Origin of the sequence: Bacillus zhangzhouensis (genome assembly GCF_000715205.1) — a bacterium.
In the GTDB taxonomy this organism is placed as follows: domain Bacteria; phylum Bacillota; class Bacilli; order Bacillales; family Bacillaceae; genus Bacillus; species Bacillus zhangzhouensis.
This window is the reverse complement of the sequence record NZ_JOTP01000031.1, coordinates 1-25,930: the sequence shown is the minus strand read 5'-3', so window position 1 is coordinate 25,930 and position 25,930 is coordinate 1. Positions and strand designations below refer to the sequence as shown.

Sequence of the window (25,930 nt, the reverse complement as noted above, 5' to 3'; positions counted from 1 at the left end):
CTGATTCTACTTAAGATGATCTTTGACCGCTTCGATCCATTTCTTGGTCGATGGGGATGCTGCTTTGAAAGATTTGAACGCCATATTGATCTCACGATATACCGTCGTCTCAAGTGGAATGACTTTCGTATGAGGAATTTGTGGCGGCAAAATCAATGTCGGAATGATGGTCACTCCGAGCCCTTCTTGAACCATAGAAATGAGCGTATTGTTGTCTCCAATCTCAAACACAACATGAGGCTTCACGCCTCTTTCTTTTAATAATTTCTTGATGAGTTGGTCACAGCCCGCTTTTGGCATAATGAATGATTCATCATGTAACGAGTCAACTTCTATCATTTTCTTCGTATGGAAGCGATGATTCTCTTGCATGAGCACCACCAATTCATCTTGGAAAAGTGGAACGGTTTCAAATTCTCTTGATGGCTGCGTTAAAAAACCGACATCAACCGTGCCAGAAGCAATCCACTCCTCAATCTCCTCATAACCGCCTTCATATAACTCCAATTGGATATTGGGATAGCTTTCTGTAAAACGATGAATCAGTTGCGGAAGCACTTTTGAAGAAAAACTGGAGAACGTCCCGACCTTGATACTCCCCACTTCCAACCCTTGAATCAACGCCGCCTCTTGCTCAAGCAATGCCGCATGATGCATGATTTGCCGAATATGCGGCATCACCCGCTCACCTGCGTCCGTTAACGACAGCCCGTTTCGATTACGCCGAAGCAGCACAATCCCTAATTCCGACTCAAGCTTCGCAATATTATGACTCACCCCAGACTGCGTCAGCCCAAGTTTCTCCCCGGCTTTTGTAAAACTGCCGCATTCGACGACTGTTAGAAATACTTTGTATTGGAATGTGATCAGTGTGCTCACCTCACAAGCTCATTTTAGATCTTGGCAAAATCTAACCTACTGTTAGAGAGTTCTAAGCTTTTTCGATTTAAATAGCTTTCCACCAATTGAAAGCATTTTTGTATAACCGTTAAAACGTTTCTGGCTGTTCTTCTTCGCCTTGCAAATCTTCATCTTCCTCTAACTGAAATTAGTTAAACCCATTTTGTCAATAACCATGAATTTTAATAAAAACATGAGCATTGTGAAAATCGTGCATATGAGCTGAGAAAATCATCAAATTCATCTTCTTCTAACGTTTTTTAGGTCTACAACACTATGCACATCAATGGAAATGTAATTATCTTTTTCATCAAGTTCGATCACTAAAGGATTAGCATTAATCGTTGCTTTTCTATTTAAATCTGCAATTGCGAAATAAATCATCATGTCTTATTTGTCGAGAAATACAATTCCCATACTTCTGCGTCTCTTAGTCTTAATATGCGGGTTAGGTTATAAAACTCCTCCTAGTTACTTTGTTATAGCTTATTTGATGCAATATTAAAGGAAAAAGATAAGTGCTTACATAAATACATCAAACTTGAATTGTTTCTCTTCCATGTCTAACAAAAACCTCTCAAATATTGAGAGGTTTTAATAATTAATTTTTATAACTTTTTACTTCTATTTTCTCTACAATCTCTGCAATAGCTTGATAGTATTGTTTTTTAGATATTCGTTGATAATCACCGACAATATAGAACTCTTTTTTTGCTCGTGTAACTGCGACATTAATTAGATTAGGTTTAGAACAAGACCAATTTGCTGCGCCATCACTATTTTCATCTGTTCCAACTACAAAATAAACAATTTCAGCTTCCTTTCCTTGAAAAGTATGTACAGTTCCTACTGAGTTTTTTATCCAACCTTCAACTTCCTGTTTGGGTAAGCCTTTTTTCTTCAAATAATTTCTAATATTTTTTTTAAGTCCATTTTTAACAGCAGTAAAAGGAGAGATCACATAGATATTAGGCAGCTCAGAACTAGATTCCCATTTTTTAAAAATTTCTTCAGAAATCCATTCTGCCTGTTCCTCTACAAATTGCCTATTAATAGCTTTTCCATTAATATCAATCCATTTACTTTGCCCTTGTTCCTTTTCTGGCAACACCATTTTATTATCATACGCGATTTTATTAGAAATCGTGAACATAGGATCTAAGCATCTGCGATGAACCCATAATGGAATACCAATCCACTCTAGATCCTTATTATACGTACCAAAAGAATTTGCCCTATCTGCTAGTGTTTGCACAGAAGTACCTAACTCTATATGTTCATCATCAATTTCATAATACCTTTTAATATCACCTAAGATTGTACGATCAATAGAGACGACTGGTTCAATTTGTAAGGGGTCCCCAACAACTATTGCTTTCTCAGACCTCCATAAAGCACCTACTGCTTGTTGAGGCGTTGCTTGCCCTGCCTCATCAATAAACAAGTAGCTAATAAAATCTTGTCCAATTCCTTCATACATCTTTGGAAAACTAGCAAACGTAGTACTAATAACAGGTGTAATTAGATGTATAATTTCCCATACATTTTTCAAATGCATACGATGATCAGCTTGATTGAGATCAAGTTTATAACGGAAGTTTAATAATCGAAGACTCGATTTAATTGCTCTATGATTAAACAATAGAAACAATTTGTGAATCTTCATTGCTTTTAAGAATAGCTGTCCTCTTTCAAAATTCAATTCATCTGTTACCCATATGGTGTTTGTCTGTCTATTTTCATATTGATCTTCATCCCAATATTCATCAGTTGGAATCCTCATCCCCTGATGAGTGCATTTATCATCAATGGACTTTTGTAATTTTTCTGACCTCTGTTTTAACTCATCTGTTTTTTTCTTTATCATGTTACGCTTTTTTTCCAAATTATATATCATTTTATTAATTTCGTGCCATTCTATTTCTTTTTTGTTTCGTTTTTTATTAAAAAGTCGCTGAAAAATATTAATATTTAATTCTGTTTGATTTTGTTTTTCAATCGATTCTCTTTTCTCTAATTGTTGAATTATCTCCTGATTTACCTTATCTTGCTCTTTATGTAGAGAGCTAAGCTCGCTGTCTATATCTTTATATTTCACAAAATTCTCAGACATTGATTGCAATTCTGCTTTTTTCTTCTCTACTGAATTTAAAGTATTATTAAAATCTTCTATCGCAGCCTTCCATTCGGACAAATTTACTTTCTCTTTATCTTGTTCCAATTGTCTTATAAATGAGTTTTCATCTGAAACTAGATTCTTATAGTATTGAGTAAAATTTGTTGATTTCCCTAAAGCTGCTGAGAATAACCCCCAAGTTTCTTCATTGTCTGAAAGAAGAGCTTTAGCCGTAAGCGGATACATTGACAATTCTTCTGCTTCAGAAGCATATGCCTTATCATATTCTATAAACTTCCCTTTATCATCTTGACGTATAACCTCTTTCTTTTTAGGGAGGTCTTTCGAGATATTCTCAACTGCACCATTATTACTAGAAGTCACAACCATTGAATATTTTTTAATCGATTCATCTAATTCATAGATATTGTATGGGTAATTGTCTAATACTATTTTCTTCATTTTTTTTAAAGCTTCTTCGGGATTTTTAAAACGTGTCATTTTTTCAGCTCTTTCTACAATGAGATGAGCAAACACATCTTTTAGCAATGTTGTTTTACCTGTCCCAGGTGGCCCATTGACAGAATTTATCTTCTGGCTATTATTAATTATTTGATTTACAGCTACTTGTTGCATTAATGATAATCTGTGTTCGACAGGTGATGGCCATCTCCCATTAGGTAAATATTTAGGCTGAAGTACGTCTTCAATGTAAGCTCTATTTTCATCGATATCTGTGTGATGATCTGCTCCTTTAATAAATTGACGTAACGTTTGATTCTCACCTTTAGAAATAATCTCTCCTAAATCATCTAAGAAAAAGCTATTAAAGTTATTGAATGTGCCTTCTTTTCCTATTGCTATGATTTCCTTTTCAACATAATGGATTGTCCGATCATCTATTTGTAAAAAATACCTATTATACAATTTACTTACTTTTTCTAGAGATTTCTCGGTAACGCCATTGATTAATAAATCATCAACTTGCTCCTCAAATAAACGTAAATAATCATTATATTTCGTCATTAATTCGTCATAAGTCGCTTTTGAACGTTTTTTTAACAACTTGATTACATACATTAGTACAGGTACAAATAAAGAGTTTTTAATATACTTACCTGCATGGTCTACTTGAAAAGACATACTAAATAACATTTTATGATCGCGATTAACCATTTCTTCATACGTATGAAATAACTCACGTAAGTACTGAACAAGCTTATATTGCTCAAAGCATCCGATATAATATCGAAATTGAATATACTTATTTTCGTTATTTTTCAATTTGTGAACTTTCCATGGTTGATCCGAAAAAAGAACTTGTTCTGTTTTATGTACCTTTTCATCATGGTGAAAATGTTTTTTTTCTAAAGTTTCTCCTAATCCATTGACTGAACTAGGAGACAAAGCTTCGATTAAATGCCATGCTCTTAAAACTTTCTCTACATTAGTCTTACTAATCCCCATAGTTATCCTCCATCTAACTAAAACGTTCGTTTTAATATACCATTCTTATAAATTTTTTATTAAAAGTCTTTATATTGTAAATATTTGTGTTTTAAATGTGTATTATTAAATCTAATTCCTTGTGTGTGGAGAACCTTATTTTCAGACATAGCATTTCAGGATATCTCTACGCTGAAAATGTTTTTCTAAAGAATATGCATACTTTGAAGAACCTTGGTCAATCAAGGTTTTAACCAACTGCTTTTTTATAAAGAATAAAAGTAGTAACTCGGATAATATCTTCATGCGACAGTCAGAATTTCTGTTTCATTATCTAATTGGTCGTTGTCGACGACGAAGACCTAGACGCTGCTTCATCAGCCTTTACACAATCAATCGCAACAACGAGCGCAATCATCATAGGCTCCATTTCTTCTTTCAAAATATCAACCTTATAGCTATCCCCCCAAGTAAACCATTCCTTCTTCACCTGACCGATCACTTCGCCGCTTTGCAGCACTTGGAAATTCATATCCCACCAGTTACCACTCACTTCTATCTCCGCTGCATCAATCGAATACTTTGCTTTAAAGAACGTAAACTCTTTTTTGATCGTCAATACCTCTTGACCACCAACTTCTACTAAAAACTTCGGTAAAAAGCTGAACATCTTTTTCGTAATTACGGCGATTTCGTCTCGCTCTGTATTCAGAATGGTGAATGTCTTTGGCATCTTCATAAAGCTGCCCTCTACCACATACACATCGTTCTCCTGCTGATCCTTTACCGTAAACCTGCCGATGAGACTAAATACTTTCTGTTTCATATATAGTTGCTTCATGTGTACCTCCAATTAAGTTCAAAAATTTATCAGTCTTTTATCTATTTTTCCTTATATTTGATTATACCAAAAATAGACTGCGTAAAAATCAGTGTCGGAAACAACTTGGGTTATAATGGTAATACAAAAGGTAATGAAAGGAGAAAAACAATGAAAAACATCACTTTTTTCGACTGGACCATTCATTTACAAGGAAATCTAACTGCCATTACAGATCATCATGAAAAGAAAATGGTCATCTTAGAATCGTCAATTGAATTAAACAGTGTGATTTGGATAGATGAAAACAACAACCTGCAAATGAAACCGACTTGGGACTGTATCATGACAATTGATGCACCTAACAAATCACTGACAATTCAGCAAACAGAAGAAGTTTTTGGCAATGTGCACGAGTGAAAATAGGAGGAATGATGAAGAAAACCGCTTTTATGATTGGACGATTCACTATCCTGAACATTTAACAGCAGTCAAAGATGATACAGAAAAGAAAATGGATTTTCTAGAACAAACTGTAGAATTCAAAGGGATTATCCGTGTGGATGAGAATGATGAACTGCAAATGAAACCGACTTGGGATTGTGTCATTATTATTAATGCCAAACACATGTCTGTCACAGTTCGTGATGCAGAAGATGTTGTAGGTTTACCATAGAAATAAAAAAGTCTCGTTTGAGGGAAATCACTCAAATGAGACTTTTTCTGTTTAGTTACCGCAATCATTTAATAACCATTTACAAAGTAAGCAATCGTTTCTAATTCATCTTCTTTAAGTTCTCTGTTCACATATTTTTTATATTCTATCGTGATTCTCTGCTTATCTCCACCACAAAGATCTGTATTTTTCGCTATCATCCTAAGCTTGTCCGCTTCCTGACGAAACTCCTCTTTTGTCCACGGTCTTTGGTGTGAGGGAATATACGTATCAGCATCAAAAGCTTCTAGCTCATCTAAAATGCGCAATATTTCCTTCATCGTATAATGTACTTTTTCGGCATACATTTTCGGATAAATGCAATCACCAAGAAAAAGGATTTTTTCTTCTTTCACATACACGATGACTGAATCCGCAGCATGATCGCCTCCAACATGTTGCACGACACAAGTGACCCCGCCAAGATCAATTTCCATCCGACGGTCAAACGTCACATCCGGTAAAACCACCTGAATATCTCGATGATTCTTATATTCTTCTTTTATCGCCTTCGCGCAAAACTCAATCTCCGTTCCTTCCTTTACCCGCTCATCAATTGCCTCATCTGACCACGAAAATGGAAGAAGCTTCTCCATTTCCTTTCTGGTCTTTGCAGAAGCGATTGAAACCGCATGAGGCAGCGCAGGCAGACCAAAAATATGATCCCAATGCCAATGCGTGAGGACAACCATATCAGGCGTGGCGTTCTCTTGTTTTAAGGCCTTTTGGATGAAATATTTCGCATGATCTTCTGAATTACCGGCATCGATCATTAATGTTTTGTTATTGCCTACGACCATGCCTAGGATGGGGCGGTCGGTGAGTGATACTGGTGTGATGTAGGAGAAGGTTTGGCCTATTTTTTTGATTGTGTGCATGGTGTGCCTGCTTTCTTATATTCAGATTTTATTCTCGTAGTGCGAAGGTAAACCGAATCCTATTTCTTTAATAAGTATTTGGCTAACTTTCGATCTTCCTTATCCTTTGTCTTCACAGCAATATGTTCAATCAATTCTCTTGTGGCCGCTTGCTGCGAATACGAAGGAGACCATTCTTTTAATACACTTAAAGCATGATACTGTAAATTTCCATCATCTGATCTAAGTGCAGCTTGAATCAATGGCAATCCTATACCTTCGTGTTCATATAAATCTTGCACAATATATTGTAGACAAGCCACTTCATCATCTGAGAGGTTTGATAACGATAAATGTGTTTCTACAAATGTGCAAATTTTTCTGATTTCTATCTCATTAGAACATTCATACCTTAATTTTATTTTGCTCTTTTCGCTCCTAGTTCTTAAACCTAACAATAGAGACTCTTATATTGGTTAATATGATATTGTAGAGAAATTACCCATTGTTGGTTTCAATGACTAAAAATGATTTCTTAATCCTACGATACCTTCTTTCTAAATAATCTATAGGGAGTTTAGCGATATTACAAACCGTTAAAAAAGTCCGAATAATAATTTTGATATTTTATTTCTAAATAAACGTTGGTTAATACAATTCTATCAAAAAATAATTTACGGAACGATTTTTGGATTATGGGATAAACAACCAACTATTCCCAATCTCTAATCTCAAAATATTTTGTGGATTGATTCGCACAATCGCTACAAATAAATTCAGATTCCATATCTTGATAAAAATCATAATAAAATCCTACTTGCTTGTATAAGGTAGGATTCCCACAATTTTGACATGCTGTATTTTCATAATTATAGAAGCATGTAACACAAAACCAACTATCTTTATTCTCATTGTAGTAACAATTATCAGTACTACAACTTTTGCAATAGTCTATTAGGTATTTTCCACTATTTCTCCGTCTATTAAGTTCTCTTTCACAGACATCAGAAATATAACAATGTGCATCGTTCTCTATACAATCTTTAATATTCAAAAATTCATTTGAACAAATATAACATTTGATAACTCCTTCTTCTTTTACTATGTATTTTTCACCACACGATGGACAAGGAAGTTTAATCATTCTATTTGGAAATAATTCATATGTTAATAGAGAAGAATTTTTATCAGATATCTTATCTTTAGCCGCTTGGATATATGAATTGAATAGAGATTGTATCTTATTCATTTCTTCAATCAGATCTTCTTCTAAGTAATCATTTAAATTATTTCCAACAACCTCTTCTAATAAATACTTTATTGCAACAATACCTTCTGATACAATCTTCGAAGCTTCCCCCTCACTCAATTTTATTTCAAAATGTTGGATTTTATTTCTCTCATTATATAAATTTCTTATTTTTTTAACAATGTATTCTGGGATGCTAATGCCTACTAGATTTAGTCTATTTAATGATTGCTCTAAATTTACTGTATGGGCATAACTTAATCTATTAGAGTTAATTTTGTCTATATCAGTGTAGATAAGAAGATAATGCCCTTTTTCTTTTAATATCTCTTTTAGCATCAATTCAGTAGTATGAGCAATTAATAGTATTGAGAATTTGTAATACCTGGATTCCCCTTTATCCTCAGCCCTAATAAAATAAGCAATTGATTCATCGAAGGAATCCATTGCGTTTTCTAGCAAATCTAAACGTAACATACCTCTCCCACCCTAATTTTAAAAGTAAAAGTTGTGGAGTTAAATAAATCACTCTACAAATGTTATTAAAATTTAGTACACCATAAAAAGATAGGTTGTTATAACATAAATTATACTTATATTCAAAAGTATACCCGTAACAATCTAACGTCAATAATTTATTAGCTACTTTCAAATTTAGTAAAAGATATTGAATACGACTAAAAATCTACTCTTTTCATCATAAAGGGTTTAAATATTACTGATAAGGCCCTCCTAAATAAAAGCTAATTAAGTTTAAAATTTTCATATAATTTATTTGAAGTTTCTATTAATAACTCTGGTCTTGTACTAGAACCTTTATAATTATTCTCGAGATAAGAATCTTTCATAACATTCGATATTACTTTGAGAATAATCCCCATGTTAATTTCACTAGTTATCTCAACTTTTTCTTCCATTAATCTCCTCAAGAAATCTGTAATAATCATTAAAATAGGTATTTGCACTTTGTAATTCCTACTCTCAACGCCATAAATCTCCTTTGAAAAAGGGTATTTAATGTTATAATTGTTATATATTTTTTCAAAGAAATTATTTATTTCTGCTAGTAAAAATGAAAGTTTCTCGATTTGACTTTTTTGATTTATATTTATTGTATTTTTTCTCATAAACTCTTCTGCATACTCCGGAGATGTTTCATATTTACTTTCTAGTCCAAATTCTAGTATGTAAAGCATGGTTTGAATATTTTCATGAGCAGTTTTATCTGAGAACCTTTTCTTAGTTATATTATATATATTTTTAAAAGGTGAAACTGACTTATAAAAGTTTTCTATTTGTTGATTTAACCAATCATTAACCTCACTTCTATAAACTGCATGTCTTATTTCCTGTCTACTTAAAGGATGTGAACCCGTATTATATCTTTTGAAGATTTCCATTTCTAATTCCGGGTTGTTCTGTACATGAATATTTTCAAATGTTAAACTACATTGGTGTAATATTGTTGCTTGTCTATCTTTAGGTAACTCTAAAAACTTCTTAAAATTTAATTCTCTTATTTTTTCCAAATCCTTTAAAACAAACTGGTTTTTAACAAATCTATAAATGGCTCTCAATCTATGTTGCCCGTCTATAACATTAGAGATATAAGGAATTTTAGTTGTGTCTGAAGATAAATATATTATAGGTATAGGAATTCCTAACAATAATGACTCAATTAACAGACTTTCATCTGAAACAGTAAATTTATATTCCCTTTGATATTCAGGGTCTAACTTTATTCCACCAATCCCTTGCATTCCTTTATCTATTTCTTTAACGACATCATCAATAGTTTTGGTACTTTGAGTAGAATCAACTTTCCATTTACTTTCCATAATATCCTCCTATAGTTTATATTCGAAAACTATATCATCTGCAATACTCGATAATTCTGGGTAAATACTCGATTTACTAATACCTAAACTAAACAGTTCTTTCTTAATTTCGTGTATATAATCATAATGAATATTAATTCTGTAAAGAAATTCACTAGCTCCCTCATAATCTTCTAACGGCAGTGCATTCGATGGAAATAAAGTAAAAATGCCTTTCTGTGCTTCAATTCGGGAGTTGTTTACGGGTCCACTAATAGCCAAAGGATAATTTGCTTCATCATGTCTTACTCCAACCCTATAATTTGTTTGTAAACAATTATTTAGAGTTGAATCATTTTCCATAAGATTTGGTACATCAACTCTATTCCCCAAATAACCAACTTTACTATTTAAATCAATAGGATTTAAAGACCATACAACTGGATACTTCTCATCATTATATTCGTCTAGTGATTTTTCAACCGCGAAATATAAAGAAACTAATGGATTGGACGTCCAATCTAATAACCTAGTAGGTAGTCCATAATGTTGTGCTATAAATAACCATTCAAATTCATCAGTAGGAACATTATTTAAAAAAGGGATTGCTTTTGATTTAAATTGGGTTTGAAAATTCTTATCACAATTTGTACCATAAACATAATTTCCACTTTCATTCTTCCTTAAAAGTGAAGGAAGCAATTGATGTTTATTTGAACCTTGCCCCCTAAAAAAAGTAAAACCTCTAGAGGATAGATTTTTTATTTCTTCTATGTATTGAGAAACACTACTTACAAATACTTCTTCCACTACCAAAACCTCCAATAGAGTAGTATGTCTATTATAGCAAAAATAGCAAGACTAAAAGCCTAGGTAGACTATTTTCAATAAAAGTAAAACCTCACTTATTTATGATAAGGCTCCCCCCGCACAATCCGAAACGCCCGATAAATCTGCTCCACCAACACCAACCTCATCAACTGATGCGGAAACGTCATCCTCGAAAATGACAGCTTCTCATTCGCACGCTGCATGACAGCGTCACTTAAGCCAAGGGATCCGCCTATGACGAAACATACTTTGCTTTTTCCGTATGTTGCCAGCTTATCTATTGTATCGGCTAATTCTTCGGAACTTTTCATTTTTCCTTCGATGGCGAGGGCGATGACGTGAGCGTCTGGGTTGATTTTGCTTAAGATGCGTTCGCCTTCTTTGTCTTTGATGATTTTCATGTCTTGCTCGCTGAGATGTTCGGGTGCTTTTTCGTCCGCAAGCTCAATGATCTCAAGTTTCGCATAGGCCTGTAATCGTTTTGTGTATTCGGCTATGCCTTGCTTTAAATATTTCTCTTTTAATTTTCCTACTGTGATAATTGATATATTCACAGGTCATCCCCACCTTAAGAACAAGTTATTCATATAAGTTATCAACAATTGTGGATAAAATTTGTGTATTTTGTGTCCGATCATTCGTTCCCCACTATATATATTGCAGGTTCATCGCACAATTCACAGGTTGTGGATAAACTGTGTGTATGTTCGATTTTTCTGAATTCTGGCGGCGTTTCGTGATCATCTATGTACATGTCTAGTACGGTTTCTATGTGTTCTGCGCAAGCATAAAATATTTTGTTCATAAGTTTCTTATTCCTCCAATATGTTCTCCGGTTATTCACATTATTTCGCTCATTGTTCAATATAACCGATTTATTCACATGTTAATAGTCTTTTGCCCTTTTCCACACCTTTTATCCACAAACCAAACAAAAAAGCCTCCACTTCTGTGAAGGCTTCTTTCTATAGAAATGGATTATAAAATCTCGTTCCTCTAACAAATGTAATTACTAGTGACACGATGAGCACCACACCAACAAACAATAATGCAGCATAATCTGCTTTTTGAAAGTCTTTCGCCGTAAACCATGTACGCTTTTTATGTTTCCCAAACCCGCGTAGCTCCATTGCATTACTGATCGTTTCAATCCGCTCCAAGCTGGAGAAAATCAGCGGCATCACGATCGATAGCGCATTTTTGATTCGTTTTCCCAGTTTTTCATTCTTCGATAAATCGATTCCTCTTGCCTGCTGAGAAATGGCAATCGTCCGAAAATCCCGCTGAATATCTGGAATATAGCGTAAGGCAATCGCTACAGCATAGGAAATCCGGTAGCTGACGCCGATTCGGCTGAGGGATGAGGCGAATTCACTTGGATTTGTTGTGACGATAAATAAAAGAGCTGCTGGCATGACTGTCACATATTTAAGCGTAATGTTCAACTGATAGAAAAGCTGTTCAAGTGTGACGTTGTACCAGCCTGCAATATGAAACAGCTCATGTTTTGCTCCGTAGATGGCGACACCTTGCTGCGGCGCAAAGATGTAAATAGCGATGTTGTTGATCACAAGGAAAATCGCCAAGACGATCACCACGAAGGAGATATCACGAAGTCGCACGTTCGACAGTTGAAAGAATACGATACTGGCGACAAGCATAAAGACTAATACGCCTGTATCATACGTGAGCATCGCTGCGGATGACCAGAGGATAAAGCAAATGAGTTTGGTTGCACCTGTCAGCCGGTGAATTGGCGACGGGCGATCGATATAGGACAGCATGTCTACAGCCATGTCATTCGTTCCTTTCTGTCAACCTCAATGAAGCGATCCACGAGTTCATTTGGATTAGGCCAGTCTGCTTTCAGCGCCAGTTCATACAGCGACGTTTCCTTTAAACTCGCCTTTTGGACAAGCAGCTGATCTGTTAGCACTTTGGCCGGTGTATCATCTGCGATTTTTTCTCCATCTGAAATGACAATAGTTCTTGTTGTGTATTCGAGCATCAAATGCATATCATGTGTGATCATCAAGATCGTGACACCCTGCTGATTTAATTGCTCTAAAAACGTCATCATCTCTGTGTAATGTTTAAAATCCTGTCCAGCGGTTGGCTCATCTAAAATGATGATCTCTGGCTCTAATACAAGAATAGACGCAATGGTGACGCGTTTTTTCTGTCCAAAGCTAAGAGCTGAGATCGGCCAGTTCCGAAATGGATACAGTCCGCACACCTTCAGAACCCGCTCCACCCGTTCCTTGATGTCGTCTTCCTTTACGCCTCTTAAAACGAGACCAAGTGCGACCTCATCGAAGATCATTTGTTTTGAAATCATTTGATTTGGGTTTTGCATGACAACGCCGATTCGCTCGGAGCGCTGTTTGATTGTATCTCCTGTGATGTCATCACCATTTAGATGAATGGTCCCTTCAGTTGGCTTTTCAAACGCACAGAGCAGCTTGGACAATGTCGTCTTGCCCGCACCATTGGCTCCTGCGATGCTGATCATTTCTCCTTTTTTGACGGTAAAAGAGATGTTATTGAGCGTATTTGGTCTTGTCGGATAGTCAAAGCTCAGCTCGCGCACCTCTAGTAAATCCGGCGCTGCAATCTGTTCTGCTGGATGCTCAGATGCTTCCATCCACTGCTCGATTTTCATTTTTTCCTCATCATTTAAGGTGAGATGCTGTAAATCAGCAATTTGATCTCCTTCTTCAATCGGAATGCCTGCATATTTCAAGGCCTTCACATATAATGGCTCGCGCAAATACGCCGCTTCCAACACATTTGAAGCGAGTAATTCATCTGGTGTCATATCAGCCGCAATCGTTCCGTCATTGACAACGATGATGCGATCGACATGACGAAAGAGGACGTCCTCTAATCGGTGCTCGACCATCACGACCGTTTTTTTCGTTTCTTTTTGCAGACGGTCAATGAGGTCGATCACTTCTTTGCCTGTTGCGGGATCAAGGCTTGCCAGTGGTTCATCAAACAGCAAAATGTCGACATCATTGACAAGCACGCCTGCAATGGCGACACGCTGTTTTTGACCGCCTGATAGCTCATGCACAGATGCTGCCAGCTTGCCGTCTACCTCTGTTAATCTTGCCGCTTCTTCTACACGGATTTTCATTTCTTCTCGCGTGACCTGGTCATTTTCGAGTGTAAAAGCAATGTCTTCTCCAACGGTCAGCCCGATAAATTGTCCATCAGGGTCCTGCAAAACCGTTCCGACGAGCTGTGAGAGGGAGAAAATGTTCTCTTTCTCTGCATTCTTTCCGCCGATGTAAAGACTTCCTTCCATAGAACCTTTATAAGACGCAGGAACTAGCCCATTGATACAATGGGCTAGTGTGCTTTTTCCCGATCCAGACGGGCCTGCGATGAGGACTTTTTCGCCTTCATAGATGGTCAGGTTGATATCTTTCAATGTCGGTTCTGACTGACTGCGATACTTGAATCCGAAATGCTCGAATTGAATCATCGGTTTCTTCATTTACGTGTTCCACCTTGCTTCATGATGTTTCTTTCGATAGGCTGCCGCTTTTGCTTCTCGTTTTCGCATAAGCTGCAATGATGATTGTTCCAAGTACACCGACTGTGATGATGTTGGAGATTCCTGCTACGATGCCTTGAACAAACACTTTGTTCGCTGGTTCTGCATAGATCACAATGTCGAGTACAGGGGCAATGACAAACCAGCCAAGTGCCTGCGCTCCTGCTTGTACGGCGTTGAAGAGCGTGATCTTTTTCCAGCCAAAGTCACCCTCCTCTACTTTTAAACGGTTTGAAATGAAGCCGATCAATAAACCAACGATACCTGAAACGATAATCCAGCTCCACCAAGGGCCAAATGTGGTGGCATCTTTAATGAGATGACCAATAAAACCAATCAGTGCGCCTGCAACAGGGCCAAATAATACAGCCATTAACGCAAGGAATGCGTACGATGTTTCAATTTGTGTATTCGGAATTCCAGTTGGAATGGAGACGAAGCGTCCTAAAATGACAAAGACGGCTGCGCCAATTCCGATGGCAACGACAGTTTTCGTTGAAAGTTGTTTACCTGCCATGATGTTGTTTCCTCCTCTTATTCGTATATAATGCGCGGAGCTTTGCGAATCGAAAGGCGCCAGCCTGTGCCTGTTCCGATGTTATAAGCCTTTGCAAATGACCCTTGATTGATCGCCACGCCTAAATGATCGAGTGAATTGACATATACGAGTGGTTCGCCTACCTTTAAATCGGCAAAAGATCGTCCATAGGTCATGATATTTTTATACACATTTTTCGGCCCGTTGGCAATGGTAACTTCTATTGCATCACCATAATTAATTGAAAGCTGTTCAAATAACGTGTGATGAATGTTTGTCCAAAGGTTTCCGAACCTCACATCTAAGATATCAATCGTCCCTGTGATCACTTCTTCTTCCGCATAAGCCTGTACGACTGGAAGGTGAATAATATCATCAATATTCGCTTTTGGTCCGACTTCTTCAAAAGAAATCACGCCTGAAGCGATTCTCGCCCCTGTATACGCGTATATATCTCTCCCATGGAATGTATGTGATTTTCCCGACTTTGGCAGCCGGTTAATGGTTTCATCTAAATAACGGGCTTCCACAATCCCAATATCCTGCGCGACGTGTGTAAGTGTCCCGTTATCTGGGGTAATGATATAGTGTGAGCTTGATGTTTTGACGACAAGACTCTTTCGCTCTGATCCAACGCCCGGGTCAACAACGGATACGAAGACCGTTTCCTCCGGCCAGTATGTGACGGTTTGGAGCAGTCGATAAGACGCCTCCCAAATGTCATATTGCGGAATGTTGTGTGTTAAATCAAAAATGCGGATGTTGCTGCTCACCGTATTTGCTACTCCGTACATTGCGCTGACCGCTCCGTCATCAATGCCGAAATCTGATTGTAAAATCAATGCATGTTCACTCATGTCAATCTCCCTTTCATTTGAAAAAATGGTTGTGGTGTTTCACGTGGAACATTTGAACATTTGTATGAAAAAAAAGTGGACAATAAAAAATACCCCATCCTTATCTTTGAATCATAAGGACGAGGTATTTGTCTCGTGGTACCACCTTTATTTACTGTTTGCTCGCGCTAAACAGCCTCTACAAGTACAAAGCTCCAATCTGGCTCATATACTGTGGTTTTGATAACGAGTACCAACTCTCGTCGTAACCTACTAATATCATGGATATGTTCAGTACGAGGCTCAGAGACCATTTTTCGAATCATTATTTTTGCTTCTTTTCAGCTGCCGAAGCTCTCTGTGGAAAAATTGATGATTGTACTTTCTCTCGTCATTGCCTGTTCAACTATTTTGAATTAAAGCTATCATACATGATGTTTTTTGATAAATCAAGATATTTTTCTGAACATTTTCAAAAATAAATTAACTTATACTGGAAGAGTCTCCTTTTTATAAAATTTAAGCAAATGTTAAAGAGCGGGATATGGTGTCTTTGTTTTCTAGCGTTATAATAAAGATGAAGGGAGGTACAGCGTGTGTGGACCATTTGTATGAATGAGTTTAAGCAGCTCTTCAAAAGCACAAAATCCATCTTAACAATTGTTATTATTTTCATTTTATCTACTTTTGTATCAAGTCTTCCATTTATAGCTGCTTATCAAGGGAATTGGGAGCAGGCAAAGGATCCTTATTCCATTGGGAATGAACTGGTGATTTCATTATTTGGTTTTTTCCTTATTTTTTTATTATCACATGATATTTTGAGTCGCGAAATTCATTTGAAAACCATTCGTTTTCTCGTCAGTAAAACGACCCGTTTGAATATTATCGTCGGAAAATATCTTGGACTGATGCTGTTTTGGCTCAGCTGTATTATGACGACATATGTACTGAATATGGTGATTTCACATCGTTTTCTGTTCTCTGATGCCTTAAAAATCTTAACCTTTATCAGTGTCGGCATCTCATGTACTTTGTTTTTGTCCATGCTCTTTCCAACACCGCAGAAATCGATGTTTGTCGGCATGTTGTTTTCCTTTCTTTTCCCAATCGTCAGTATGATTTCTGTTCTTTCTTCAGAACGGTTTATTCACTGGTTCCAATACATGACGCCTTATTATTATGCGCGATGGAGTGAACCGCTGACCTATGTACTGATGAATGCAGCATTGACCGTTGTCTTACTCATTGGAACTGCGCTGCTGTTTCAAAGGAGGGATGTCTAAATGCTACATACAAAAGGGCTTACAAAAAAATATCGTACAAAAGTTGCAGTAGATCATATTACCCTTGATGTCAATCAAGGCGATATCTTCGGACTCATCGGACCGAAGGGTGCTGGTAAGACCACGTTTTTCAATATCATTACGGGAATCTCCCGCCCCACAGCTGGTACGTTTACGATGATGAATATGCCTTCGTTAAAAAAAGTGAGGCATCACATCGGTGTTCTGCCTGAATATACGGATTTATATGAAGGGCTCACGGCACTTGAACATATCGCCTATTTGTCAAAAATCACCGGTACACGCCAGAAAACGAGCAATTATGAAGAATTGCTCGAATTCGTCGGTTTACATCGCTATCATCAGGAGAAGGTTGGTGCCTTTACACCTGGTATGAAGAAGCGGCTCGGAATGGCGCAGGCCATCGCCCATCGACCTGAATTTATTTTACTCGATGAGCCTTTTGCCGATATTGATTCAGATTCTATCTTGAACATCCAACGGGTCATTGAAACGTTAAAGTATGAAGGCAAAACCGTCTTTTTAACAGCTGACCGACCAAGGTTCACAAATAGTATCTGTACCAAAACTGCGTTCATTTCTGAAGGAAAATTAGTGTCCCCACATACTCATCCTCAAGAGAAAACCATCACATCCTCAAACATTCGTGCAACCTTCAAGCATGCATGGATTGATGATGAGGTGAAGCCTGTTCTCACGCAGTACTTACAAACTGTGGGAACAGATCTTGTGATCAGTGATGACGAGACCTCATTGTTGATTCGTTCAGAAGCCCAAGTCCCTGCGATCATCCGCGCTTTCGTGAAATGCAAAGTAGATCTATACAGAGTCACGGCTCAAGATGCCATGATGTCCTCATAAAAAAGTACCGTACGCTGCCTGCACGGTACTTCTTCTTTTTTATATCGGTTTGCTCATGTAGATGCCGGTTTCTGCAAAACCCGTCTTCTCATACAGCGCACGGGCGATTTGATTATGCGCAAAGACATGCAGTGAGAGTTTTTTCACACCTAATGACTTTGCCTGCTCCTCTAATGCAGCAATGGCCTGCTTCGCAAAACCTTTTCCTCGATAAGCTTCAAACAAAATAAAGTTATAAATAAACCCCTCTTGTTGAGGATGATTCGGATCATAACAAAGCCAAACCCAGCCTATCGTCTCTTCTCCATTTAAGAAATTCCACAGCTCATGATGCTCTGTTTGAAGGCCTTCTGGAAGCAGCCTATCAAATTGTTCTTCTGCGTTCTCAAGTGCTTCTTCCTTCACCCATGTTCCTGCGAGCACTTTTTCTTCTGCGTACCGCTTAATGGATTCCTCGATTAATGAGTCGTAATCTGTTTGTGACATCGGTTGTAGTGTAACCAATCGTATCCCCCCCTTTCCTTCATCATATGATGGGCATGCAAAAAAAACCAGTCCCTTGTTGGAACTGGTTATCCGCCGAATCGGTCGGTTTGGGAGAGTTTGATCTCTACTGATTTTTTCTTTCCGCTTCGGTAAAATTGCACCTTTACCTTGTCGCCGACTTTCTTTTGATATAAATATTTACGTAGATCCACAATATTTTGTACACCCTTGCCATCAAAGGATGTCACAACATCCAGCTCTTTTAGCCCCGCTTTTCCTGCTGGAGACAAAGGTTCAACACTCATCACGACGACCCCGGTTGTGACCTTTTCTGGCAATTTCAACGTTTCCTGCCAGTGGTAGCTCGCAATATCGGCTAGTGACTTCATGCCAACCCCAAGGTACGGACGTTTAACCTCCCCATAGCGCTCTAAATCCTCTATGACAGGTATGACCAGATTCGCAGGAATGGACAGCCCAATTCCTTCAACTTCTGATTCAGCAATCTTCATTGAATTGATGCCGATCACTTTCCCGTCCATATTGATCAAGGCACCACCACTGTTTCCCGGATTGATGGCGGCATCTGTTTGCAGGACCTCTGCATTCCAATCCGTCTGTCCATCACCATTTGAGTCAACAGGGATGGCACGCTCCGTTCCCGAAATGACACCTTGTGTGACAGAGCCTGCGAATTCAAGCCCTAATGGATTCCCAATGGCGATGACTGGCTCACCTGGCTTCACATGATCTGAATTGCCGAAGGCTGCGGTCTTCTTGATTTTATCACTTTTGACGGTGAGTACCGCTAAATCCATGAGCTGATCGCTGCCGACAAGATTGGCCCCAATTCTTGTCCCATCCTGAAGGCTCACTTCAAGCTGGTTTGCGCCTTTGATGACGTGGTGGTTGGTCACGATATACAAGGTATCACCCTTTTTTTGATATATCACACCTGACCCGCTGCCTGCTTCTCCGCCTTCTTCCCAAAAGCTCGACTTTTGGATATTAATGACGCCGACAACCGTATCCGACATACTAGACACCACTTTCGTGACAGCATCATTGACGTTCACATTGACTGTCTTTAAAGGGCCCTCTGATGCTTGCTGGTCTCCGGCCGACTGCCAGCCAAAGAGACTGCCGCTCTGTCCAGATACATAGGGGAAAAAGAATCCCATTAAAAAAGCTCCTACCAATACACCGATCAAACCAGATAGGAAATATCCTTTTCTGCTTCGTCTCGGCTTCCACTCTACATCGCGATAATCCACTATGTTTCCTTCCTTTCAGTGAATAGATGATGTATATAGTGTTGGTAAGAAGCTCTTATCTTAATCATACGATTGTAAAAATCATACGGCGCAAAGCGGGGTTGCTTTTTTCGGGTCCGTATCATATAAATCAAAGCCGTCCCCCACAACATAGCCCTTCATTTCAAGCGTCTGCTGGACCGCCATACGGGCTAAATCCTTCATGTTGTTGTCTTGACTCAGGTGAGCTAAGTAAATGCGTGAGGTGGCATCCCCAATTACATCTGTCATTGCAAGAGCGGCATCTTCATTCGATACATGTCCGACATCGCTCAGGATTCTGCGCTTAATACTCCATGGGTATCGGCCCATTTGCAGCATGCCGACATCATGATTGCTCTCAAATACAAACGTATTGGCTGATTTAATAATTCCTTTCATGCGATCACTCACATAGCCTGTATCCGTCATGAGGGCAAGCTTTCGCCCTCCATAATGGAACACGTAAAACATAGGCTCTGCCGCATCATGTGACACGCCAAAGGACTCGACATCCAGACCGCCAAAGGATTGAACCGTCTCCATATCAAAATGGAATTTCTGCTCTGTGTCAATCTTCCCAATATGAGATTCCATCGCATGCCACGTTTTTGCATTTGCATAGACGGGAAGCTTGTACTTTCTTGCCATGACACCAAGTCCCTTAATATGATCTGAGTGCTCGTGTGTGACAAAAATTCCGTCCAAGTCTTCCGGCTTGCGGTCGATTTGACCAAGTAGCTCGACCATCTGTTTGCCGCTTAGACCCGCATCCACCAAAAAGGCATGCTCGTCTGTTTCTAAATAAAAAGCGTTCCCCGTACTTCCGCTCGCTAGTACACTGAACTGCAAGCTCATGTTCTCTCACTCCATTGAAGATTTGTCATCTTTCTCTATATGATCAAGTGTTGAACCATCGATGGCATTGATCAAATATTCTTCCTCTGTCTTTTTCTTGGAACCAGCTGATACACCTTCAAGCTCCACTCGCCATACAGGCACCATGACTTGAGTGCTTGCACCTGGATATTGCGTATAGTAGCCAAGTTCAACCTTTTTCACGGTCGTATTCTGGTTCAGCATATTTTGCGTATATAAGTCCTTCACGGTTTCAAGCGCCGGGACAAGCGTTTCTTTTCTCACTTCATTAATCGACGTCACCATCGACTGCTGATACGATACGACCTCGTTTTGATCGTTCAAATCCAATGTGATTCTCCCGATGGTTTCGGTGTCATCAAGGCCTTCTTGGAAGATGTATTTCCCTTTATACATTTGGAAGAAGACGATTTTGCCTGTCTCTTCATCAATGCTCCACAGCTTATAATTCTTCCCATCCAGCAAACGCTGGTTCACAAGGTTCGTCGCTGCTGTTTTCATATCCTTTTTCGGCAATGCGACTGGTTTATTGAAAGTCATTTCAAGCAACGTGACAGGATCATCTTTGTCTGTTTTCGGGAATCTGCTTTTCGCCTTTTGATCAGCTAATCCGTCGACATCCTTTTTCGTATATTGCTTCTTTTCAGCTGTAATGCGGTATCCAATCTTCGCTTCATCTGATAGATTGCCATATTTGATTCCGTCTGCCTTCATTTCTTCCAGCGTATCCGTTTTTTCGATAATCGCAAAATGATCGGTCGATCGTTTTTCAAAGTATTGAAAACCTAGAAAGATATCGAGAACGAGAAAGGCTAGGATAAAGATCGTTTTGGTCTTATTCCATTCCATTATTCTCGCTCCCCTCTGTCAGCAGATCATTCGATAGAATCACGGTTTTGCCGTTATATTTCATACACCATACTGGCTCCAGCCAGACAAACATCGCTTGATCTTGATCTGATGCCGAAGACGCAGCTTGATACGCAGGGAAAATCTGTTCAATTTTCTCCAGATCATCATATTTCGTCTGTTTGATGATCAGATCCTTCAGCTCTGTCCCATTCATCAGCTTGACCTGTTCACTCTGACTCGCTTTGTTGCCAAGAATGTAGTTTGGACGCTTGTAATTCAAGATGTCATCATTCGCCCATTGTACTTCAAGAGAGGTCATACCAAATGGATGCTTTGTACTGTTGACGATCGGCAGACCATCCATAAACATATTAAAGGACAGCTGCTGGTTGCTGTTGATGCCAAAGTATTGATAGTCATCGGTAAAGCTTCCCGTATCATTGAAATACTTCACGCTTCGCTTGATCAAATCCCCCGTTTGAAAAACGGTACTAGAATTGATATTACGGTGCTGATACTGGATGCGATGATCTTTTTGATTGGCTTCAAGACGACTTGTCCCATCTGTATACACCGTCCGGTTTAAATTAGACTCCTCACCGACAAGACTTGGGTCTGTAAACAAAGCATCCTTGAATTTGCTTGTCTTAATCGTTTCGATAAAGAACATTTTCGCTTCAAGATGCTTTTGCTTCCGCGGCAGAAGGAAATCTCTTTTAGAATTTCCTGAGAATGTATAGAGATCATAGCGCGGCATCTCGTTTTGAGCGGCTGCGATGCTATCCATCAGATTACGATAGTTGGCCGACTCAATTGTCAGCTCAAGCACCGTTTCCTTGCTATATGAGACCAAATAGACTTTTTTATTGGCCTTATCCTGCTGAGCAAAAGGCACAATCATCCGATCAAATGAGTTGTATTCAATGGATTTATTCGGCCATTTAAACAGTGCTTGGAAAATATCAATCGGAATCGGGTCATTGAACACAAGATCCAATGTCTTCCCTTGCCCTTCGCGTCCGTAGAAGAAATTTTTAAACTTCTGCTCGGAATATTGATCCGACACATCCTTCATCTCTTTGACATCCCAAAGGCTCACATCATTCCAAAAGTTTTGAAAGAGTTCCTTTTGATCCACTTTAAAATGCTCACCATTTGAATGGATGAACATCTCCCGCGGCTTTACGACATCAATGAGACTTCGGGGCTCGTCGCTTGAGATCTTCTTCGTTTCCACGACCCTTGTGCCGGCATCCGCCTGATCCTGCATGACAGGCTGGAACATCCAAATATTCCACGTAAACACAAGACTGATCGCAATTAGGATTGTTAATATTATGGTTTTAAAGGTCTCACGCTTCATCCCAATCATCCTCTTGTTCTTCATTGTACGGAAGGGTAAAGGTTACCGTTGTTCCTTTTCCTTCAATGCTGTCAGCCCAAATATCTCCACCATGAGCCTGAACCATTTCTTTTGCAATCGCAAGACCTAGGCCGGTTCCGCCAAGCTTTCTTGTTCTCGCCTTATCCACTCGATAAAAACGTTCAAAGATTTTATCCATATCCTTTTTCGGAATACCGATTCCTTCATCTTTGACGCTGAATAACACAAGACCTTTGTCCTCATCCAGATCGACTGTGAACGTAATATGTCCACCCTCTGGCGAGTATTTCATGGCATTGGAAATGATATTATCGAGCACCTGTGTGATTTTATCTTGATCAATTTCCACATATATTTCACGCTGCGGCAGGTTGCGGATGAAAGCGACATGCTGCTCTTTCGTCATTTCAAAACGATCAATGACCAAAGAGATAAACCTGATAAAATTCGTCCACTCACGATTGAATTGATAATCCTTGCTGTCGAACTTAGACAGCTGGAGCAGGTCATTGACAAGTCTAATCATGCGCTCTGTTTCATTTCGGGTGACACTGAGGAACCTTGGCGCAAGCTCTTTATCACCAATCGCACCTTCAGCTAGTGCCTCAAGATAGCTTCGCATCGTCGTTAGCGGTGTACGCAGTTCATGCGATACGTTCGCCACGAATTCGCGGCGTTCAGCATCAATTTTCTCTTGCTCTGTCACGTCATAAATGACCGCGATTAAGCCATCAATCTTCCCATGCTCTTTCTGAATGACTGAGAAATTGACACGCAAAACAGACAACTGATCTTCGCGTTCAATTTCTAGCAGCATGGAGTCTTGATTTTCGACTAAATCTTCAAATGTATGAGTTTCCTCTAAGCCGAGCAATGACGTAATAGGCATCTCTAATGCTGTTTCACGTGAAACATTCAGAAGCTCTAATGCTGGGCTGTTTAATAGAATAATGGCACCGTTTTGATTCGTTGCGATGACACCATCCGTCATATACGCAATCACAGAAGAAAGCTTTTTCCGCTCTCCCTCTGTCATCAGCTGAGCTTCCTCCAGCTCTCTCGTCAGATGGTTAAATGTCGTTGCTAGCTGACCAATCTCATCATGTCCATACTTTCGGACCTTTCTGGAAAAGTTCCCTTTGGCGAGCTCTATCGCTTGCTTTCTCATATCCGAAATTGGGTGTGTAATGGTTCTGAATATGAATATACCAAGTAGAGCGGTTATCCCAAGGGCAAGCAGCGTTCCCGTTGCCAAAATCGTATTAATGGTTCGCATTTGGTTAAAAACACTTTCCATGGATGAGACCACATAAATGACACCAACGGTTTCTTGGTTCTCATTTTTCACGGCTGTCGCTGATATGCGGACTCGTTTATTCGATTCTGGGTCATAGAATTTTTTTTCGTAGTCTTTGCCAACCGCGAAAATACGGCTAATGATTTGATCTGTGATTTTCTTCCCGGCAATCTCTTGACTGCCGTTATTCACAGAGGCAATAACCTCTCTGCTTTCGTCAATATAGCTGACTTCAGAAATTTCATTAGACTCATCTTTATTGTTAAAATCGTTTAAAATCTTTTGAGCATCCTCTTTTAATTCCGCCTTGCTTTTCGATGAATCCTGTTCTAGGTAATACGATAACGAGTAGATTCGCTGATTCAAGGAATTATCATAAGAGTTAATTAAGGACTGCTCTAGCTGCTTCACAAAGTAGACGCCAATGATCTGCATGGCGACAATGATCAGCAGCACATAGATTAAGGTCAATTTGAAGTGAATCGAGCGAAAAAAACCTACTTTACTCATAAGAATCTTAGTCCTGCTCTGGGTTTCTTAAATAGTAGCCGACGCCTCGTCTTGTCACAATCCAGCTCGGGTGGCTAGGGTTGTCTTCAATTTTCTCACGAAGACGGCGAACTGTAACATCCACTGTACGGACATCGCCGAAGTAATCGTAGCCCCATACGGTTTGTAGTAAATGCTCGCGTGTCATGACTTGTCCAATATGCTTCGCTAAGTAATGAAGCAATTCGAACTCACGGTGCGTCAACTCGATCGTTTCCTCACGCTTAGACACGACATACGCATCTGGGTAAATGACAAGTGATCCAACCTCGATATCATTTGATTCAGATTCCTCCTCCGATTGCGGAGCAGCGGTCTGTCTTCTCAAATTCGCTTTCACACGTGCAAGCAGCTCGCGCGTGCTGAATGGCTTCGTCACATAATCATCCGCGCCAAGCTCAAGACCGATGACCTTATCAATTTCAGAGTCCTTCGCTGTAAGCATAATAATCGGCATATCATATTTCTTTCTCACTTCACGGCATACTTCAACGCCATCTTTGTTCGGCAGCATGATGTCGAGTAGAATGATGTCCGGCTTAATTTCTTCTACCATTTCAAGGGCTTCATTTCCGTCATATGCACAATGAACCTCATAGCCCTCTTTTCTTAAGTTAAATTCCAATATATCAGCAATCGGTTTTTCATCATCTACGACAAGAATCTTTTTTTCCATTATGATTTCCTCCTGCATTTTTAGCATCTATGTCATTCTATTTTGCATCTCTCATCAGGCCTTTTTCGTTCGAGGAAAAAAGGCTCACTGTCTATTATAACGTTTTACGAGGCAAAGATAAAAATAATAACGGCTTTCTTTTCTAGTAAACGTTGGATAGGAAAGACATGGCTCAAAAAAATTGATGACTTTTTCCTTTTTTATCGAAACTTTTCCAATCACCAAACGTCTATATACATGTAACGTCTTCTTCTTATGGAGCCGGGCCCTACCTAGGTCCGGCTTCTCCCTTTTTATGCCTTCTTTTCATAAAATAAAAACGCACCTGCGATTGCAGATGCGTTTGGAAGTGGCTCGGGACGGAATCGAACCGCCGACACACGGATTTTCAGTCCGTTGCTCTACCAACTGAGCTACCGAGCCATCATCAAAAAGATGAATATGTATAAATGGCGGTCCGGACGGGACTCGAACCCGCGACCTCCTGCGTGACAGGCAGGCATTCTAACCAACTGAACTACCGGACCTCAGTAACTTGCCCGAAAAAGCAATCGTGGTGCTCTTCCAAGCAAGTGAGGAAAAATTAGCTTAACGCTAAAGTAAATCAATGAACCGTACGGCATTCCAAACAGTGTTAAAGAAGCGACTTGGTGCTGTATT

Annotated in this window: 25 protein-coding genes, 2 tRNA genes and 1 other annotated feature; of the genes, 4 read left to right on the top strand and 23 right to left on the bottom strand. The window is 39.1% G+C overall.

The window, feature by feature from the left end; all coding sequences use genetic code 11:
• Positions 1 to 6: 6 nt before the first annotated feature.
• From BA70_RS16825 to BA70_RS16815, 3 genes are all read right to left on the bottom strand, one after another.
• Positions 7 to 879, bottom strand: a complete 873-nt coding sequence (locus tag BA70_RS16825) for a LysR family transcriptional regulator (RefSeq protein WP_239646702.1) — start codon at positions 877 to 879, stop codon at positions 7 to 9.
• Between the two features lie 622 nt (positions 880 to 1,501).
• Positions 1,502 to 4,483, bottom strand: coding sequence for a DEAD/DEAH box helicase (locus BA70_RS16820; RefSeq protein WP_239646701.1), 2,982 nt, complete (start codon positions 4,481 to 4,483; stop codon positions 1,502 to 1,504).
• 313 nt (positions 4,484 to 4,796) lie between these two features.
• Positions 4,797 to 5,303, bottom strand: coding sequence for an LURP-one-related/scramblase family protein (locus tag BA70_RS16815; protein ID WP_034324673.1), 507 nt, complete (start codon positions 5,301 to 5,303; stop codon positions 4,797 to 4,799).
• Between the two features lie 150 nt (positions 5,304 to 5,453).
• Here BA70_RS16815 and BA70_RS16810 point away from each other — a divergent pair, with 150 nt between their 5' ends.
• Both BA70_RS16810 and BA70_RS16805 read left to right on the top strand, forming a co-directional pair.
• Positions 5,454 to 5,702: a hypothetical protein gene (locus tag BA70_RS16810; RefSeq protein WP_034324671.1), complete on the top strand. Its 249-nt coding sequence runs from the start codon at positions 5,454 to 5,456 to the stop codon at positions 5,700 to 5,702.
• Positions 5,689 to 5,958 (top strand): hypothetical protein, encoded by a 270-nt coding sequence (locus tag BA70_RS16805; protein WP_034324668.1) that lies wholly within the window; start codon positions 5,689 to 5,691, stop codon positions 5,956 to 5,958. Before BA70_RS16810 ends, BA70_RS16805 begins: the two co-directional genes overlap by 14 nt.
• 68 nt (positions 5,959 to 6,026) lie before the next feature.
• On the opposite strand, the gene BA70_RS16800 is transcribed toward BA70_RS16805, so the two are convergent.
• From BA70_RS16800 to BA70_RS16755, 11 genes are all read right to left on the bottom strand, one after another.
• A complete protein-coding gene (locus tag BA70_RS16800) occupies positions 6,027 to 6,875 on the bottom strand; it encodes an MBL fold metallo-hydrolase (RefSeq protein WP_034324666.1) in 849 nt (282 codons plus the stop codon).
• A gap of 59 nt (positions 6,876 to 6,934) precedes the next feature.
• A complete protein-coding gene (locus tag BA70_RS20700) occupies positions 6,935 to 7,123 on the bottom strand; it encodes a hypothetical protein (protein WP_239646700.1) in 189 nt (62 codons plus the stop codon).
• Positions 7,124 to 7,566: 443 nt separating this feature from the next.
• The gene (locus BA70_RS16790) at positions 7,567 to 8,580 is read right to left on the bottom strand and encodes a hypothetical protein (protein ID WP_034324661.1); all 1,014 of its coding nucleotides are present in this window, start codon (positions 8,578 to 8,580) and stop codon (positions 7,567 to 7,569) included.
• A 266-nt stretch (positions 8,581 to 8,846) separates the two neighbouring features.
• Positions 8,847 to 9,941, bottom strand: a complete 1,095-nt coding sequence (locus BA70_RS16785; protein ID WP_034324660.1) for a DUF262 domain-containing protein — start codon at positions 9,939 to 9,941, stop codon at positions 8,847 to 8,849.
• A gap of 9 nt (positions 9,942 to 9,950) precedes the next feature.
• Entirely contained in the window at positions 9,951 to 10,730 is a 780-nt protein-coding gene (locus BA70_RS16780; protein WP_239646699.1) for an FRG domain-containing protein, read from the bottom strand.
• Positions 10,731 to 10,825: 95 nt separating this feature from the next.
• Positions 10,826 to 11,305, bottom strand: a complete 480-nt coding sequence (gene rlmH / locus BA70_RS16775) for a 23S rRNA (pseudouridine(1915)-N(3))-methyltransferase RlmH (protein WP_034324655.1) — start codon at positions 11,303 to 11,305, stop codon at positions 10,826 to 10,828.
• Positions 11,306 to 11,385: 80 nt separating this feature from the next.
• Positions 11,386 to 11,556: a CxxH/CxxC protein gene (locus BA70_RS19705; protein ID WP_078061753.1), complete on the bottom strand. Its 171-nt coding sequence runs from the start codon at positions 11,554 to 11,556 to the stop codon at positions 11,386 to 11,388.
• 160 nt (positions 11,557 to 11,716) lie between these two features.
• Positions 11,717 to 12,547, bottom strand: coding sequence for an energy-coupling factor transporter transmembrane component T family protein (locus BA70_RS16770; RefSeq protein WP_034324652.1), 831 nt, complete (start codon positions 12,545 to 12,547; stop codon positions 11,717 to 11,719).
• On the bottom strand, positions 12,538 to 14,253 hold the full coding sequence (locus BA70_RS16765) for an ABC transporter ATP-binding protein (protein WP_034324651.1): 1,716 nt from the start codon (positions 14,251 to 14,253) through the stop codon (positions 12,538 to 12,540). The genes BA70_RS16770 and BA70_RS16765 overlap by 10 nt, the downstream gene beginning before the upstream one ends.
• A 19-nt stretch (positions 14,254 to 14,272) precedes the next feature.
• Positions 14,273 to 14,830: an ECF-type riboflavin transporter substrate-binding protein gene (locus BA70_RS16760; RefSeq protein ID WP_034324648.1), complete on the bottom strand. Its 558-nt coding sequence runs from the start codon at positions 14,828 to 14,830 to the stop codon at positions 14,273 to 14,275.
• A gap of 17 nt (positions 14,831 to 14,847) precedes the next feature.
• Positions 14,848 to 15,708: an SAM hydrolase/SAM-dependent halogenase family protein gene (locus tag BA70_RS16755; protein ID WP_034324645.1), complete on the bottom strand. Its 861-nt coding sequence runs from the start codon at positions 15,706 to 15,708 to the stop codon at positions 14,848 to 14,850.
• A 112-nt stretch (positions 15,709 to 15,820) separates the two neighbouring features.
• Positions 15,821 to 16,091: a binding site (T-box leader), on the bottom strand.
• 192 nt (positions 16,092 to 16,283) lie between these two features.
• On the opposite strand from BA70_RS16755, the gene BA70_RS16750 reads away from it, so the two are divergent.
• Together BA70_RS16750 and BA70_RS16745 are read left to right on the top strand one after the other, a co-directional pair.
• Complete coding sequence (locus BA70_RS16750) at positions 16,284 to 16,973, top strand: ABC transporter permease subunit (RefSeq protein WP_034324644.1); 690 nt, start codon at positions 16,284 to 16,286, stop codon at positions 16,971 to 16,973.
• On the top strand, positions 16,974 to 17,855 hold the full coding sequence (locus BA70_RS16745; protein ID WP_034324642.1) for an ABC transporter ATP-binding protein: 882 nt from the start codon (positions 16,974 to 16,976) through the stop codon (positions 17,853 to 17,855).
• Between the two features lie 39 nt (positions 17,856 to 17,894).
• On the opposite strand, the gene BA70_RS16740 is transcribed toward BA70_RS16745, so the two are convergent.
• The 9 genes from BA70_RS16740 to BA70_RS16700 all read right to left on the bottom strand — a co-directional run bounded on the left by BA70_RS16740 (position 17,895) and on the right by BA70_RS16700 (position 25,797).
• Complete coding sequence (locus BA70_RS16740) at positions 17,895 to 18,359, bottom strand: GNAT family N-acetyltransferase (RefSeq protein WP_078061752.1); 465 nt, start codon at positions 18,357 to 18,359, stop codon at positions 17,895 to 17,897.
• 68 nt (positions 18,360 to 18,427) lie between these two features.
• Positions 18,428 to 19,615 (bottom strand): S1C family serine protease, encoded by a 1,188-nt coding sequence (locus tag BA70_RS16735; protein ID WP_034324639.1) that lies wholly within the window; start codon positions 19,613 to 19,615, stop codon positions 18,428 to 18,430.
• An 81-nt stretch (positions 19,616 to 19,696) separates the two neighbouring features.
• A complete protein-coding gene (locus BA70_RS16730) occupies positions 19,697 to 20,491 on the bottom strand; it encodes an MBL fold metallo-hydrolase (RefSeq protein WP_034324637.1) in 795 nt (264 codons plus the stop codon).
• A gap of 6 nt (positions 20,492 to 20,497) precedes the next feature.
• A complete protein-coding gene (locus BA70_RS16725) occupies positions 20,498 to 21,361 on the bottom strand; it encodes a two-component system regulatory protein YycI (protein ID WP_034324635.1) in 864 nt (287 codons plus the stop codon).
• A complete protein-coding gene (gene yycH / locus BA70_RS16720) occupies positions 21,348 to 22,727 on the bottom strand; it encodes a two-component system activity regulator YycH (RefSeq protein WP_034324632.1) in 1,380 nt (459 codons plus the stop codon). Before yycH ends, BA70_RS16725 begins: the two co-directional genes overlap by 14 nt.
• Positions 22,717 to 24,555 (bottom strand): cell wall metabolism sensor histidine kinase WalK, encoded by a 1,839-nt coding sequence (gene walK, locus BA70_RS16715; RefSeq protein WP_034324629.1) that lies wholly within the window; start codon positions 24,553 to 24,555, stop codon positions 22,717 to 22,719. The genes yycH and walK overlap by 11 nt, the downstream gene beginning before the upstream one ends.
• Before the next feature lie 7 nt (positions 24,556 to 24,562).
• Positions 24,563 to 25,270 (bottom strand): response regulator YycF, encoded by a 708-nt coding sequence (gene yycF / locus BA70_RS16710; RefSeq protein WP_034324626.1) that lies wholly within the window; start codon positions 25,268 to 25,270, stop codon positions 24,563 to 24,565.
• A 350-nt stretch (positions 25,271 to 25,620) separates the two neighbouring features.
• A tRNA-Phe gene (locus BA70_RS16705) sits at positions 25,621 to 25,693 on the bottom strand.
• 27 nt (positions 25,694 to 25,720) lie between these two features.
• Positions 25,721 to 25,797: transfer RNA gene (locus BA70_RS16700), tRNA-Asp, on the bottom strand.
• Positions 25,798 to 25,930 lie beyond the last annotated feature (133 nt).

Bases quoted from the DNA above. Each gene is read 5' to 3' on its own strand.
- BA70_RS16725 (WP_034324635.1), bottom strand. From the start codon at position 21,361: ATGGAATGGAATAAGACCAAAACGATCTTTATCCTAGCCTTTCTCGTT.
- BA70_RS16770 (WP_034324652.1), bottom strand. From the start codon at position 12,547: ATGGCTGTAGACATGCTGTCCTATATCGATCGCCCGTCGCCAATTCAC.
- BA70_RS16820 (WP_239646701.1), bottom strand. From the start codon at position 4,483: ATGGGGATTAGTAAGACTAATGTAGAGAAAGTTTTAAGAGCATGGCAT.
- BA70_RS16745 (WP_034324642.1), top strand. From the start codon at position 16,974: ATGCTACATACAAAAGGGCTTACAAAAAAATATCGTACAAAAGTTGCA.
- yycF (WP_034324626.1), bottom strand. From the start codon at position 25,270: ATGGAAAAAAAGATTCTTGTCGTAGATGATGAAAAACCGATTGCTGAT.
- BA70_RS16790 (WP_034324661.1), bottom strand. From the start codon at position 8,580: ATGTTACGTTTAGATTTGCTAGAAAACGCAATGGATTCCTTCGATGAA.
- BA70_RS16765 (WP_034324651.1), bottom strand. From the start codon at position 14,253: ATGAAGAAACCGATGATTCAATTCGAGCATTTCGGATTCAAGTATCGC.
- walK (WP_034324629.1), bottom strand. From the start codon at position 24,555: ATGAGTAAAGTAGGTTTTTTTCGCTCGATTCACTTCAAATTGACCTTA.
- BA70_RS16760 (WP_034324648.1), bottom strand. From the start codon at position 14,830: ATGGCAGGTAAACAACTTTCAACGAAAACTGTCGTTGCCATCGGAATT.
- BA70_RS16805 (WP_034324668.1), top strand. From the start codon at position 5,689: ATGTGCACGAGTGAAAATAGGAGGAATGATGAAGAAAACCGCTTTTAT.
- BA70_RS16730 (WP_034324637.1), bottom strand. From the start codon at position 20,491: ATGAGCTTGCAGTTCAGTGTACTAGCGAGCGGAAGTACGGGGAACGCT.
- BA70_RS16800 (WP_034324666.1), bottom strand. From the start codon at position 6,875: ATGCACACAATCAAAAAAATAGGCCAAACCTTCTCCTACATCACACCA.
- BA70_RS16810 (WP_034324671.1), top strand. From the start codon at position 5,454: ATGAAAAACATCACTTTTTTCGACTGGACCATTCATTTACAAGGAAAT.
- BA70_RS16785 (WP_034324660.1), bottom strand. From the start codon at position 9,941: ATGGAAAGTAAATGGAAAGTTGATTCTACTCAAAGTACCAAAACTATT.
- BA70_RS19705 (WP_078061753.1), bottom strand. From the start codon at position 11,556: ATGAACAAAATATTTTATGCTTGCGCAGAACACATAGAAACCGTACTA.
- BA70_RS16815 (WP_034324673.1), bottom strand. From the start codon at position 5,303: ATGAAGCAACTATATATGAAACAGAAAGTATTTAGTCTCATCGGCAGG.
- BA70_RS16755 (WP_034324645.1), bottom strand. From the start codon at position 15,708: ATGAGTGAACATGCATTGATTTTACAATCAGATTTCGGCATTGATGAC.
- yycH (WP_034324632.1), bottom strand. From the start codon at position 22,727: ATGAAGCGTGAGACCTTTAAAACCATAATATTAACAATCCTAATTGCG.